The sequence below is a fragment of the Amycolatopsis sp. NPDC047767 genome, assembly GCF_040704195.1.
Lineage (GTDB): Bacteria > Actinomycetota > Actinomycetes > Mycobacteriales > Pseudonocardiaceae > Amycolatopsis.
Window position 1 is genome coordinate 87,632 of record NZ_JBEYSJ010000020.1, and the last position, 13,025, is coordinate 100,656.

Here is a 13,025-nt window from a genome sequence, read left to right on the forward strand (position 1 = left end):
CGGCGTCCAAGCTCCGAGGTGGCTCTATTCATGACCGAGGTCGAACGGCACAGCTACGACGTGGTGGTGATCGGTGCCGGCGGCGCCGGTCTGCGCGCGGTGATCGAGGCCCGCGAACGCGGTTTCAGCGTCGCCGTGGTGTGCAAGTCCCTGTTCGGCAAGGCTCACACCGTGATGGCCGAGGGCGGCTGCGCGGCGTCGATGGGCAACGCGAACCCGAACGACAACTGGCAGGTGCACTTCCGCGACACCATGCGCGGCGGCAAGTTCCTCAACAACTGGCGCATGGCCGAGCTGCACGCGAAGGAGGCCCCGGACCGCGTCTGGGAGCTGGAGACCTACGGCGCGCTGTTCGACCGCACGGCCGACGGGCGCATCAGCCAGCGCAACTTCGGCGGCCACACCTACCCGCGCCTCGCGCACGTCGGTGACCGCACGGGGCTCGAGCTGATCCGCACGATGCAGCAGAAGATCGTTTCGCTGCAGCAGGAGGATTTCGCGAAGTACGGCGACTACGAGGCGCGGATCAAGGTCTTCGCCGAGTGCACCGTCACGGAGCTGCTCCTGAGCGACGGCAAGATCGCCGGCGCGTTCGGCTACTGGCGTGAGAGCGGGCGGTTCATCCTGTTCGACGCGCCCGCCGTGGTGCTCGCGACGGGCGGTATCGGCAAGTCGTTCAAGGTCACGTCGAACTCGTGGGAGTACACCGGCGACGGCCACGCGCTGGCCCTGCGCGCGGGCGCGAAGCTGATCAACATGGAGTTCGTGCAGTTCCACCCCACGGGGATGGTCTGGCCGCCGAGCGTGAAGGGCATCCTCGTCACCGAGGGCGTGCGCGGCGACGGCGGTGTGCTCAAGAACTCCGAGGACAAGCGGTTCATGTTCGAGTATGTGCCCGACGTGTTCAAGGGCCAGTACGCGGACAGCGAGGACGAGGCCGACCGCTGGTACGCCGACGCCGACAACAACCGCCGCACGCCCGACCTGCTGCCGCGCGACGAGGTGGCCCGCGCCATCAACTCCGAGGTCAAGGAGGGCCGCGGCTCCCCGCACGGTGGCGTCTACCTCGACATCGCGAGCCGCCTGCCTGCCGAGGAGATCCGCCGCCGGCTGCCGTCGATGTACCACCAGTTCAAGGAGCTGGCCGACGTCGACATCACCAAGGAGGCCATGGAGGTCGGGCCCACCTGCCACTACGTGATGGGCGGCATCGAGGTCGACCCGGACACGGGCGCGGCGAGCGTGCCCGGCCTGTTCGCGGCGGGGGAGTGCTCCGGTGGCATGCACGGCTCCAACCGCCTCGGCGGCAACTCGCTGTCCGACCTGCTGGTGTTCGGCCGCCGTGCGGGTCTCGGCGCGGCGTCCTATGTGGACGGGCTCGGCGACGCGCGCCCGGCCGTGGCGGAGTCCGATGTGGACGCCGCCGCGAAGATGGCGCTGGCGCCGTTCGACCCGCCCGCTCAGGGCGTGGCCGAGAACCCGTACACGCTGCACACCGAGCTGCAGCAGTCGATGAACGACCTCGTCGGCATCATCCGCAAGGCGGGCGAGATCCGCCAGGCGCTGGAGAAGCTCGGCGAGATCCGGCAGCGGATGGCGCAGGTGACCGTGGAGGGCCACCGGCAGTTCAACCCCGGCTGGCACCTCGCCGTGGACCTGCGCAACATGCTGCTGGTGAGCGAGTGCGTCGCCCGCGCCGCGCTGCTGCGCACCGAAAGCCGTGGCGGCCACACGCGCGACGACTACCCCAGCATGGACGCCGATTGGCGGCACAAGCTGCTGGTGTGTTCGGCGAATGCGGGGGACAATCCCGTGGTACCGGACGTCGACGTGGTGGAGAAGGAGCAGATCCCGCTCCGGGAGGACCTGCTCGAGCTGTTCGAGCTCGACGAGCTCGGCAAGTACTTCACCGACGCCGAGCTGGAGAACCACTCCGGGAGGAACGCGTGAGCTACAAGGCCAGTTTCCGGGTGTGGCGCGGCGACGAGACCGGCGGCGAGCTGCAGGACTTCAAGGTGGAGGTGAACGAGGGCGAGGTCGTCCTCGACATCATCCACCGCTTGCAGGCCACGCAGGCCTCCGACCTCGCCGTGCGCTGGAACTGCAAGGCGGGCAAGTGCGGCTCCTGCTCGGCCGAGGTGAACGGCAAACCGCGCCTGATGTGCATGACGCGCATGTCGACGTTCACCGAGGACGAGGTCATCACCGTCACGCCGATGCGCACGTTCCCCGTGATCCGCGACCTCGTGACGGACGTGTCCTTCAACTACACCAAGGCCCGCGAGATCCCGTCGTTCACGCCGCCCCCGGACCTGAAGCCGGGGGAGTACCGGATGCAGCAGGTGGACGTCGAGCGCTCGCAGGAGTTCCGCAAGTGCATCGAGTGCTTCCTGTGCCAGAACACCTGCCACGTGGTGCGCGATCACGAGGAGAACAAGGAGTCGTTCGCGGGCCCGCGGTACCTCATGCGCATCGCCGAGCTGGAAATGCACCCGCTCGACGTGGCCGACCGTCGTGACGCCGCACAGGAGGAGCACGGCCTCGGGTACTGCAACATCACGAAGTGCTGCAGCGAGGTCTGCCCGGAAGGCATCCACATCACCGACAACGCCCTGATCCCGATGAAGGAACGGGTCGCCGACCGCAAGTACGACCCGATCGTGTGGCTGGGCAACAAGCTCTTCCGCAGGTGACGCGCGCGCAGCTGGCCGACGCCGTCGCCACCGCGCTGACCGCTGCGTGCCCTTCGTCGGTGGCCCGGCTGCGAGGCTCACTCGCCGCCGGCACCGCCGACGCCTTCAGCGACATCGACGTGGAGTGGCTCGTCCCCGATGGGCTCGTGCCCGCTTGCTTGGCCGACGTCCGGGAGGTGTTGGACCGCGTACGCCCGGTCGCCGCCGTACGCACTTCGCCCGACTTCTTCCACTCAGCGCAACGCCGGCTGCTGTTCGTCCGCTTCGCGGGGGTGCCCCTGTTCTGGCGCCTGGACTTGGCGGTGCGAGAGACTTCGGCGGCTCCCGATCCCGGTCCCGGCGACCCCGCGGCGCACGCCCGCGACGGCGAGTGGTCCCGCCCGGCGAGCGCACTGGCCAACGCCCTCGGCGCGATCAAGGCCGTCGCCCGCGGCCGCCTGGCCGATGCGACCGGCTTACTGGACCGGGGTTTCGCGCGGATCGGCGAACCGGACGCCGCCACGCGGCGGTGGGTCGACGACGTCACGCGGCTCTCCCGTGCGGCTGCTGCTCGGGAAGCGGAGCTCTTGCCGTTGGCAGAGGAGACGATCGCGTTGGCTGCGGCGGAACTCGGTGCTTGAGGCCGGTGGCGTGCTCATCAAGAACGTCCGGGTTTTCGACCCCGAATGCGGCACCACCGACGCGGCGAACGTGCTCGTCGAGGGCCGGTGGATCATCGCGGTAGGGCCCGATGTGGACGGCCCGGACCCCTGTGACGGCAACGGCGGTCTCCTCATCCCCGGCCTGATCGACTGCACGCCCACGTCGCTTTTCCCGGCCGCGAAGGACTTCCGCGCAGCACGCGGATCCTCGAAGCCGTCGCCACGCTGCGCCGACTGCGAGCGAGAGGTGTCACGACCGTCCGCGACGCCTGGGGTGCCGATGCCGGGTTCAAGCACGCCCTCGCCAAGGGCTGGATCGAAGGCCCCGACCTGCTTGTCAGCCTGCGCCAGCTGTCGCCCACGGGTGGGCTCGGCGACTCGTGGGACGCGGACACCGGCCGCCTCGATCGCATCGACGACCCGGCCCTGCCCGACGCCGTGTTCGACGGCCCGGACCAGGCGCGCGCGGCCGTGCGGCGCATGGTGCGGGCGGGCGCCGACTGGGTGAAGCTCGGTGCCGGCGGCGCGCTGGCCGCTCTGGCCGAAGGGCGCGACGTCCGCCCCACCGACGAAGAGCTCCACGCCGTCACCGACGAAGCCTGCCGCGCCGGCCGGGACGTGATGGCCCACGCGCACACGGCCGCGGCCGCAACAGCCGCCGCCCGCGCGGGTGTGCGCAGTGTCGAACACGGGGTGTTCCTCGACGAACACGCCGTCGCCGCGATGCGTGAGCGCGGCTGCTGGTTCGTGCCCACCCTCGCCCCGATTCCGGCCGAACACGGCGAAACCCACCGCCGCTCCCTCGCCCTCGCCATCGAAGCGGGCCTTCCGATCGCCGCCGGCTCGGACCTCGCGCCGCGGCCCCACGTCGACTTGCTGACCGAGCTGCGGCTGCTCGCCGCCGCCCGCCTCGGCCCCGCGGGCGCTCTGCGCGCCGCCACGAGCGACGCGGCCCGGCTCCTGCGCCTCGACGACCGCGGCCGCGTCGCCCCAGGGCTTCGCGCCGACCTCGTGCTGCTCGACGGGCCCGCCTTGGACGTCGCCGATCTCGCCGGTCGCATTCGCGCGGTCTGGCAAGCCGGGCATCGGGTGCGCGGCTAAAACCGCTCGCGAAGCGGCGGCCGGGCGCGACACACTCGCCGGCGTGGACTTCCTGCCCGGTCTCGAGCTCGCCCGCCGCTTCCACTCTGACGCCGTACGCCCGATCCTCGAACGCCGCGGCCTCACGTACTCCGCCGCGTTGATCGGCGCCGGCTCCGAAGTCCTCGGCTTCGACACCGAACGCTCCACCGACCACGACTGGGGTCCGCGCCTGCAACTGTTCGTCCGAGAGCCCGGCGGCCTCGACGACCTGCTCGCCCACGAGCTGCCGCGCGAATTCCTGGGCTACTCCACCCACTTCGCCGACAACGAAGGCGATCCGACGAAGCGCATGGCCCCGGCCGACGGCCCGGTCCGCCACGCCGTGGAGATCGCCGACGTCGACACCTGGTTCACCGCGCGGCTGGGCTTCCTGCCCGGCGAGGCCGAGTCCCGGGACGACTGGCTCACCACCCCGACGCAGACCCTCGCCGAGCTCACCGGCGGCGCGGTCTTTCACGACGGCCTCGGCCGCCTCGGCGCTCTCCGGGCCGCGCTGGCCTGGTACCCCGACGACGTGTGGCGCGAGGTCCTCGCCGGGCAGTGGCGGCGCATCGCCCAGGAAGAGGCATTCGTCGGCCGCTGCGGCGAGGTCGGCGACGAGCTCGGGTCCGCCGTCGTCGCCGCGCGGCTCGTGCGGGACCTCATGCGCCTGTGCCTGCTGATGGCGCGCCGGTACCCGCCGTACTCGAAGTGGCTCGGCAGCGCGTTCGCTCGGCTGGCCCTCGCACCGGAGCTGACGCCACACCTCGCCGGCGCCCTGGCCGCCACCTCGTGGCAGGAGCGGGAAACGCACCTGGCCTGTGCCTACGAAACCGTTGCGGCACAACACAACCGCCTCGGGCTGACCGAGTCGATCGACCCACGCACCCGCGGCTTCCACGACCGCCCTTACCGCGTTCTCGGCGCCGACCGCTTTGTCGCCGCGCTCCACCCGGGCGCGATCGGGGCGATCGACCAGTGGGTGGACAGCACCGACGTCCTCGGCCGCCACGAACGGACCCGCGCGGCCGGCCGCGGCCTCGCGTGATCCCGGGACGGAAACCTCAGGGCCGCCGCGCGGTCAGCACCGCGAACGGCGGGTTCGCGACGAGCGGCCGCCAGGACTCGTCGTCAGCCGGCACCGTCACCGGCCGCAGCTCGATCGAGCGCAACCCCGCAGCAGCAAGGGCCGCCTCGACCGTCTCCGGTGCCCGGACGACCGACTCGAACGACACCGGCGGTTCGGCCTCCACGCGGACGGAAACCCGCGCGTCCTCGTCCAGCGGCGTCACGGTGAAACCCGGCACGGCGCCGGAGAGTGCGGCCGGCGTCAGGTGCGCGAAGACGAGCAGCCCGCCCGGCCGGACGTTCGCCGCCAGCCTCGCGACCACCACGTCGAGCGGCCCGCCGACGCCGAGAGCCGTGACCACGTCGAAGTCACCGATCACCGGCAGCTTCAGCGGTGAGTGCACCTCGCAGGAGATCCCCACCGGATCCCGTTCCTCGTGCCGTTGCGCATACGCGATCAAAGAGCGGTCCCCGTCGACCCCGACGACCCGCGACGCGCCCGCCGCGCGGAACTGCCGAGGGTAAAAGCCCGTGCCGGCGCCGACGACCAGCACCCAGCGTCCCGCCACGGGACCGGCGGCCGCCATGACGGTCGCGGTCTCGGCGATGCCGACGGGGCTGTGGTGGACCAGTTCGTGGCGTTCGGGGAGATCCGGCACGGACGGGCTCCTGCCTGACGGCTGTGCCCCCGACGCTAATCCGCGGCCCGGCGACCCGACAGGTGCATCCGGAGCAGCGCACGAAAAAGGCCCCCGCGGGTGCGGGGGCCTTTTTCGAACGACCGGAGCGTCAGTTGCCACCGCCGCCGAACGCACCAGCGCCCGCGGCGTTGCCGAGCACGACCTGCTCCGCCTTGTTGTCCGTGGTCTCGATGTGCTTCTTGCTCCGCCGGTTGCGCTTCTCGACCCACGTCGCGAGGGCGGTGAGCAGCAGGCACAGCACGATGTAGATGCCGGCCGCCACGAGGGTCGAGGGCACGATCGGCCGCCCGAACACGCCCTGCGACCCGATGTAGCGGGCGTAGTAGAGCAGTTCGGGGTAGGTGACCAGGAAGCCGAGCGCGGTGTCCTTGAGCAGCACCACGAGCTGGCTGATGATCGTCGGCAGCATCGCCCGGATCGCCTGCGGCAGCAGCACCGTGAACATGACCTGCGTCTTGCGCATGCCCAGCGCGTACGCCGCTTCCGACTGGCCCTTCGGCAGCGAGTTGATGCCGGCGCGGAACACCTCCGCGAGCACCGAACCGTTGTACAGCGTCAAGCCCAGCACCACGGCGAACAGCGGTGAGGTCTCGACGCCCACTGCCGGCAGACCGTAGTAGAAGAGGAACATCAGGATCAGCAGTGGGATCGCGCGGAAGAACTCCACGATGAACGTGGAGATCCCGCGGAGCCACGCGCGTTCGGACAGCCGGCCGGCCGCGAACACCGCGCCGAAGATCAGGGCGAACACCGCACCGAGGGCGAACGCTTCGAGCGTGGCCAGCACGGCGTTGGCGAGGTCCGCCTGCACCTGCGAGTACTGCAGCCAGGCCCACTTCTGCGCGGTGAACTGGCCGCTCTCGTAGAACTTGTAGACCACGAACGCGATCAGGGCGACGACCGCGAGGATGCCGATCACCGCGTAGATCCGGTGCCGGACCCGCGACTTCGGGCCGGGAAGGTCGAACAGGACGCTGCTCATCGGGCCACACTCCAGCGCTTCTCCAGGCTGCGCTGAACCAGGGACAGCACGGCGACCAGGATGATGAAACCGAGCGCCACCCAGAGGAGGGCGACCAGCTGGCTGTCGCCGCGCTCGGAGATGTACTGGCGGATCGCGCCCGCTTCGGCGACCGAGAACCCGCTGGCGATCGTGCTGTTCTTGAGCAGCGCGATCAGGGTGCTGATCAGCGGCGGGACGACCGAGCGCAGCGACTGCGGCAACACGATCTGGCCGAGGATCTGGCCGAACGTGAGGCCGAGCGCGCGGGCCGCCTCGGCCTGGCCGACCGGCACGGTGTTGATGCCCGAGCGCACGACCTCGCAGATGAACGCCGACGTGTACACCGTCAGCGCGATCACCGCGTAGGTGAAGTAGTCGAGGTCGACGATGCCGAGCCGCGGGTAGGCGAACACGAAGAACGCGAACACCAGCGTGAGCGGTGTGTTGCGCACGACGGTGACGTAGACCGTGCCGATCGACCGGAGCACCGGGACCGGGCTCACCCGCAGCATCGCCAGGATCGTGCCGAACACCAGGCTGCCGACGCCGGCGATCAGGAACAGTTCGATCGTGCGAAGGAAGAACGGACCGAACAGGTCCAGATTGTCGAGCAGGACGTCCATGGAGCCTTCCCCGCGTCCGTGGGACGGAAGTTTACGTGGAGCGGCCGGCGGACGGAGACTCCGTCCACCGGCCGCCGAGCTGGATCAGTAGCGCTGGATCGTCGGCTTCGTCGCGGTCGCGTTGGACTTGCCGAGAGTGGCGTCGTAGATCTTCTGCCAGGTGCCGTCGTCGAGGCTGGCCTGCAGCAGGTCGTCCATCTTCGTGCGTAGCACCTTGTCGTCCTTGTTCAGGCCGATGCCGTAGGGCTCCTGCGAGAACGGCTTGCCGACGACCTTGAACGAGTCGGGGTCCTGGGCGGCGAAGCCCTTGAGGATCGCGTCGTCGGTGGTGACGGCGTCGACCTCCTTGGTGCTCAGCTTGTCCACGCACTGCGAGTACTTCTGGAACTCGACGATGTTGCCGGGCTCCGTCAGGCCCTGGTCACGCACGCGCTGGATCGGGGTCGACCCCGTCACCGAGCAGACCTTCTTGCCCTTCAACGTCTCCGGGCCGGTGATCGACGTGTCGTCCTTGCGCACCAGCAGGTCCTGACCGGCCTGGAAGTACGGGCCGGCGAACGAAACCTGGGTCTTGCGCTTGTCGGTGATCGTGTAGGTGCCGACGTAGTAGTCGACCTGGCCGTTGGAGATGGCCTGTTCACGCGCGGCGGAGTCGACCGTGGTGAACTTGATCTTGTCCGGGCTGACGCCCAGTCCGGCGGCGATCATCCGGGCGATCTCGATGTCGAAGCCTTCGAACTTGCCGGTGGTCGGGTCCTTCAGGCCGAGGCCCGGCTGGTCGTCCTTGACGCCGACGGTGACCGTGCCGGCCGACTTGATCTTGGCGAACGTGGCCGAGCCCGGGAGGTCGACGTTCTGCGCCACGGTGTAGGTCGGCAGGGCGGCGGTGTTCGTGCCGCTGGCGTCGCCACCGGGGGCCGCGGGCGTGCCTTCCTTGCCGCAAGCGGTCAGCAGCAGGCCGCCGGCGAGCAGCCCTGCCGCGAGGGTGCGGATCCTCATAACGTGTCTCCTGTATCTGTCGTCGGTATGGCCGGTGCGGCCACCGGGTACGGCAGGTGCCGGGGAAATCCGGTAATCGTCAGTGGGTGAGGATCTTGCCGAGGAAGTCCTTCGCCCGGTCGCTCTTCGGCTGGGTGAAGAACTCGTCCGGCTTGGTGTCCTCGACGATCTCGCCGTCGGCCATGAAGATCACCCGATCGGCTGCCCGGCGGGCGAAGCCCATTTCGTGGGTGACCACGAGCATGGTCATGCCGTCCTTGGCCAGGCCGGTCATCACGTCGAGCACCTCCTGGACCATCTCCGGGTCCAGTGCCGAGGTCGGCTCGTCGAACAGCATCACCTTGGGGCGCATCGCGAGCGCCCGGGCGATGGCCACGCGCTGCTGCTGGCCGCCCGAGAGCTGGGCCGGGTACTTGTCCGCCTGGTTCGCGATGCCGACCCGCTCCAGCAGCTCCATGGCGGTCTTGCGGGCGTCGGCGGAGGAGACCTTGCGGACCTTCACCGGCGCGAGCATCACGTTCTCGAGGATCGTCTTGTGCGCGAACAGGTTGAACGACTGGAAGACCATGCCGACGTCCGCGCGCAGCGCCGCGAGCGCCTTGCCCTCGGCCGGCAGGGGCACTCCGTCGACGGCGATCTCGCCGTCGTTGATGGGCTCCAGCCGGTTGATGGCGCGGCACAACGTCGACTTGCCGGACCCGGACGGCCCGAGCACCACCACGACCTGGCCGCGAGGCACCTCGAGGTTGATCTCCTTCAGCACGTGCAGGTCGCCGAAGAACTTGTTCACGGCGGTCGCCTTGATCATCGGCGCCGCCACCTCCGCGGTCATCTTGGCCTCCAGAGCTCCTTCACCACCGGCATCCGCGGGACCGGATCCCCCGTCGATGGCGGAAACCTACTCCCGTCGGACCCTTTGTAAAGGCGGCTTGAGCAATACTTAGGGTTTCAAGTACGTATCGACTTCCGGCGCCGTCCGACCTGGTCGGCGGCCTTCCGCGCTGCTCAGCCTAGCCACGCGCGCATCCCGGCATCACGCGTTGCGGGTCGGAAGGGTGACGGAGAGTCATCCTTTGTGCCCTGTCGTGGTCGCGGGCGGGTGCCCCCTAGAGTTCCTCGCTACCGTGGGCTGGATCACCGGGGAGGCGAGCGGTGCGGGTGCTGCTGGTGGAGGACGACGACCGGGTCGCGGGCGCCCTCGTGCCCGCGCTGACGCGGCGCGGCCTGGAGATGCAACGGCTGGCCTCGGGCGCCGGCGTGCTGGACCGCGTGCACGACGTGGACGTGGTGCTGCTCGACCTCGGGCTGCCCGACGTCGACGGCGTGGTGCTGTGCCGCCGCATCCGCGCGGTCAGCGACGTCGCCGTGATCGTGGTGTCGGCGCGCGGCGAGGTGGACGACCGGGTGCAGGGGCTGCGCGCGGGCGCCGACGACTACCTCGTGAAGCCCTACGACGTGGAGGAGCTGCTCGCGCGCGTCGAAGCCGTGCGACGCCGTCGTGGCGAGCGCACCGACGGGCCCGCGCCGGTGATCGAGGTCGGCGACGTGAGCATCGACCTCGCGCGCCACGAGGTGCTCGTCGCCGGGCAGCCGATCGCCTTGTCCCGCAAGGAGTTCCAGGTCCTCGCGCTCGTCGCGGGCGCGCGTGGCTCGGTGTGCTCGCGCGAGCACGTGCTCACCGAGGTGTGGGGTCATCGGGGCGCGGCGGAGAGCCGTTCGCTCGACGTCCACGTGGCCACGCTGCGCACGAAACTGGGGCGCCCGGCGCTGATCGAGACCGTCCGCGGGGTCGGGTACCGCCTCGGCGGCGGGCGGGGCTGAGCCGTGCGCGTCCGCCTCCAGGGGATCGTGGTCACGCTCGTCGCGCTGCTCGTGTTCGGCCTCGGTATCCCCCTGGCGCTGACGATGGCGGGCAGCCTGCAGCAGAACCTCTTTCTCGACCGGCTCACCGACACCGCGCGGTTCGCCTCGCTCGCGCAACGGCCGCTGATCGACAACCGGCCCGCGCTGCTGGAGCCGGAGCTGCGCCGCTACACCGAGGTCTACGGCGTGAAGGTCGTGGTGGTGAACCAGGACGGCGTCGCGGTGCTCAGCTCGCTGGGCGGCACCGACGCGGCCCGCATCGACCGCTCGGCCATCGCGGCGCCGGTGAACGAGGCGCTCGCCGGCCGCCACCCGGAGCCCGGTCCGCTGCTGATGCCGTGGTCGACGGCCCCGCTGGTGCTGGCCGAGCCGATCCTGATCGACGGTGAGGTGCGCGGCGTCGTCGTCACGGAGTCCTCGACCGACCACGTGCGCACGCGGCTGCTGTGGCAGTGGCTCGTGCTCGCGGCGGGCGCGGTGGTCGCGTTCGGGCTCGCACTGCTGGTCGCGATCCCGGTGGTGCGCTGGACGCTGCGGCCCGTGCGCCGGCTCGACGAAGCGACGGGCGCGCTGGTGGCGGCCGTCGTGAGCGGGCGTGAGGCGGAGCCGGTCGGCGAGAGCGGCGGGCCGCCTGAGCTGCGGAAACTCGGCCGGTCCTTCGACCGGATGGCGGCGAGCGTGTCGGAGGCGCTGGCCGCGCAACGGGCGTTCGTCGCCGACGCGTCGCACCAGCTGCGCAACCCGCTGACCGCGTTGAAGCTGCGGCTGGGCAACCTCGAAGGCCACGTGGACGACGACGCCGCGGCCGCCGACCTCGACGCCGCCCGCGTGGACGCCGGCCGGCTCAACCAGATCCTCGACGAGCTGCTGTCGATGGCCCGCGCCGAGTCGGCCGGCGGTGAGCTCGTGGCGGAGGACCTCGGCGCGGTGGTGTCCGACCGCGTCGCCGACTGGAGCGTGGTGGGTGCGGCGCGTGACGTCGCGCTGGAAACCGACGCGGACGTCAACGGCGCGCGGGTGCTGCTGCCACCGAGGGGGCTGGAGGTGATCCTGGACGCGCTGATCGACAACGCGCTGAAGTTCACCGGCCAGGGCACTTCGGTGCACGTTTCGGCCGTGAACGGCGGCGACCGGGTGACCCTGGCGGTGCGGGACCACGGGCCGGGCCTGCGCGAGGACGAGCTGGAGCGCGCCGTGGACCGCTTCTGGCGCAGCAGCGCGCACCAGAACGTGCCCGGCTCGGGCCTGGGGCTCGCGATCGTGCGCGAGATCGTCCGCCACTCCGGCGGCGACATGCGCCTGTCCCTGCCGGACGGCGGCGGGCTGCGGATCGAGCTGGACCTGCGGGTCGCGCCCTAGACCTTGAGGCTGCGGTAGTAGGCGAGCGCGCCCGGGTGCAGGGGGAGCGGCTCGGTCTCGATACCAGGGTGGACGTCGATCGACAGGGCCGCGCGGTTGGCGTCCGCGAGGGCGGGGCGGGCGTCGTAGAGGCCGCGGGTGAGGGCTTCGGCGACGTCGCCAGCCATGTTCGCGGGGACGACGAGGAAGTTGGGCACCACGAGCGTGGTCACGGGGCCGGCCTGGTTGTAGGTGCTGCCGGGGATGGTGGCGGTGCTGTAGACGGGGCTGTAGGCCTGCATGCCCTCCTGCAAGCTGGCCATGTCGAGCAGCCGCAGGCCGACCTTCTGCGTGTACGTCGTGATCAGCGGGGTCGGCAGGCCGCCGGACCAGAACAGGGCGTCGAGCTGGTGGTTTTCGAGGGCTTTGAGGGAGTCTCCGAGGCCCAGCTGCTGCACGGTCACGGAATCGGTCAGGCCGGCGACGGCCAGCACCCGGTTGGCGATGTACTCCACGCCGGACTCGGGCGAGCCGACCGCGATGTGGCGGCCCTTGAGCATCGACACCGACGTGTAGGGCGAGTCGGCGCGCACGACGATGTGCAGGTAGTCGTCGTGGATGCGCGCCAGCGCGGTCAGCCGGCCTGGGTGCTGCGCGGCGGACTCGGCGGCGAGGTCGGCCGCCACGAACGCGACGTCGGCGCTCCCGGAGAGCACGCGGTTGAGGTTGTCGCGCGAGCCCTGCGTCGCCAGGACCTCCGGCCGGGTGATGCCCAGGTCCTTGGCCCACGCGTCGGCGAGCGGCCGGGCGAGGTCGTTGTACACGCCGCCGACCGCGCCGGTCGCGATCCGCAGGCGCAGGCCCTCGAAGCTCGGCCCACAGGCGGCCGTGAGCCCCGCCACGAGCACCGCGACGAGCACCGCCGTGAGCCTCCGCTGCCACCCCATGGGGTGGATCGTGCCAGACGCGCGCCC

Annotated in this window: 13 protein-coding genes; 7 read left to right on the forward strand and 6 right to left on the reverse strand. The window is 70.7% G+C overall.

What is annotated here, in order from left to right; translation table 11 throughout:
- The first annotated feature begins 30 nt into the window (after nucleotides 1–30).
- The 5 genes from AB0878_RS31000 to AB0878_RS31020 all read left to right on the forward strand — a co-directional run bounded on the left by AB0878_RS31000 (nucleotide 31) and on the right by AB0878_RS31020 (nucleotide 5,504).
- Entirely contained in the window at nucleotides 31–1,950 is a 1,920-nt protein-coding gene (locus AB0878_RS31000) for a fumarate reductase/succinate dehydrogenase flavoprotein subunit (protein ID WP_366583756.1), read from the forward strand.
- Nucleotides 1,947–2,693 (forward strand): succinate dehydrogenase/fumarate reductase iron-sulfur subunit, encoded by a 747-nt coding sequence (locus tag AB0878_RS31005; protein ID WP_285969195.1) that lies wholly within the window; start codon nucleotides 1,947–1,949, stop codon nucleotides 2,691–2,693. Before AB0878_RS31000 ends, AB0878_RS31005 begins: the two co-directional genes overlap by 4 nt.
- Nucleotides 2,690–3,313, forward strand: a complete 624-nt coding sequence (locus tag AB0878_RS31010) for a hypothetical protein (RefSeq protein WP_366583757.1) — start codon at nucleotides 2,690–2,692, stop codon at nucleotides 3,311–3,313. Before AB0878_RS31005 ends, AB0878_RS31010 begins: the two co-directional genes overlap by 4 nt.
- A 255-nt stretch (nucleotides 3,314–3,568) precedes the next feature.
- Entirely contained in the window at nucleotides 3,569–4,435 is an 867-nt protein-coding gene (locus AB0878_RS31015) for an amidohydrolase family protein (RefSeq protein ID WP_366583832.1), read from the forward strand.
- Between the two features lie 43 nt (nucleotides 4,436–4,478).
- Nucleotides 4,479–5,504, forward strand: coding sequence for a DUF4037 domain-containing protein (locus AB0878_RS31020; RefSeq protein WP_366583758.1), 1,026 nt, complete (start codon nucleotides 4,479–4,481; stop codon nucleotides 5,502–5,504).
- A 16-nt stretch (nucleotides 5,505–5,520) separates the two neighbouring features.
- On the opposite strand, the gene AB0878_RS31025 is transcribed toward AB0878_RS31020, so the two are convergent.
- The 5 genes from AB0878_RS31025 to AB0878_RS31045 form a co-directional block, all read right to left on the reverse strand.
- Entirely contained in the window at nucleotides 5,521–6,183 is a 663-nt protein-coding gene (locus tag AB0878_RS31025; protein ID WP_366583759.1) for a methyltransferase domain-containing protein, read from the reverse strand.
- Between the two features lie 130 nt (nucleotides 6,184–6,313).
- Nucleotides 6,314–7,207, reverse strand: coding sequence for an amino acid ABC transporter permease (locus tag AB0878_RS31030; protein ID WP_366583760.1), 894 nt, complete (start codon nucleotides 7,205–7,207; stop codon nucleotides 6,314–6,316).
- The gene (locus AB0878_RS31035) at nucleotides 7,204–7,851 is read right to left on the reverse strand and encodes an amino acid ABC transporter permease (protein ID WP_366583761.1); all 648 of its coding nucleotides are present in this window, start codon (nucleotides 7,849–7,851) and stop codon (nucleotides 7,204–7,206) included. Before AB0878_RS31035 ends, AB0878_RS31030 begins: the two co-directional genes overlap by 4 nt.
- Nucleotides 7,852–7,935: 84 nt before the next feature.
- On the reverse strand, nucleotides 7,936–8,850 hold the full coding sequence (locus AB0878_RS31040) for a glutamate ABC transporter substrate-binding protein (RefSeq protein WP_366583762.1): 915 nt from the start codon (nucleotides 8,848–8,850) through the stop codon (nucleotides 7,936–7,938).
- 79 nt (nucleotides 8,851–8,929) lie between these two features.
- On the reverse strand, nucleotides 8,930–9,658 hold the full coding sequence (locus AB0878_RS31045) for an amino acid ABC transporter ATP-binding protein (RefSeq protein WP_366583833.1): 729 nt from the start codon (nucleotides 9,656–9,658) through the stop codon (nucleotides 8,930–8,932).
- A 344-nt stretch (nucleotides 9,659–10,002) separates the two neighbouring features.
- Here AB0878_RS31045 and AB0878_RS31050 point away from each other — a divergent pair, with 344 nt between their 5' ends.
- The gene (locus tag AB0878_RS31050; protein WP_366583763.1) at nucleotides 10,003–10,671 is read left to right on the forward strand and encodes a response regulator transcription factor; all 669 of its coding nucleotides are present in this window, start codon (nucleotides 10,003–10,005) and stop codon (nucleotides 10,669–10,671) included.
- Between the two features lie 3 nt (nucleotides 10,672–10,674).
- The gene (locus AB0878_RS31055) at nucleotides 10,675–12,072 is read left to right on the forward strand and encodes a HAMP domain-containing sensor histidine kinase (protein WP_366583764.1); all 1,398 of its coding nucleotides are present in this window, start codon (nucleotides 10,675–10,677) and stop codon (nucleotides 12,070–12,072) included.
- Here AB0878_RS31055 and AB0878_RS31060 read toward each other — a convergent pair.
- Complete coding sequence (locus AB0878_RS31060; protein ID WP_366583765.1) at nucleotides 12,069–12,998, reverse strand: TAXI family TRAP transporter solute-binding subunit; 930 nt, start codon at nucleotides 12,996–12,998, stop codon at nucleotides 12,069–12,071. The genes AB0878_RS31055 and AB0878_RS31060 overlap by 4 nt on opposite strands.
- Nucleotides 12,999–13,025: the final 27 nt, after the last annotated feature.

Bases quoted from the DNA above. Each gene is read 5' to 3' on its own strand.
- AB0878_RS31000 (WP_366583756.1), top strand. From the start codon at position 31: ATGACCGAGGTCGAACGGCACAGCTACGACGTGGTGGTGATCGGTGCC.
- AB0878_RS31030 (WP_366583760.1), bottom strand. From the start codon at position 7,207: ATGAGCAGCGTCCTGTTCGACCTTCCCGGCCCGAAGTCGCGGGTCCGG.
- AB0878_RS31035 (WP_366583761.1), bottom strand. From the start codon at position 7,851: ATGGACGTCCTGCTCGACAATCTGGACCTGTTCGGTCCGTTCTTCCTT.
- AB0878_RS31040 (WP_366583762.1), bottom strand. From the start codon at position 8,850: ATGAGGATCCGCACCCTCGCGGCAGGGCTGCTCGCCGGCGGCCTGCTG.
- AB0878_RS31045 (WP_366583833.1), bottom strand. From the start codon at position 9,658: ATGATCAAGGCGACCGCCGTGAACAAGTTCTTCGGCGACCTGCACGTG.
- AB0878_RS31060 (WP_366583765.1), bottom strand. From the start codon at position 12,998: ATGGGGTGGCAGCGGAGGCTCACGGCGGTGCTCGTCGCGGTGCTCGTG.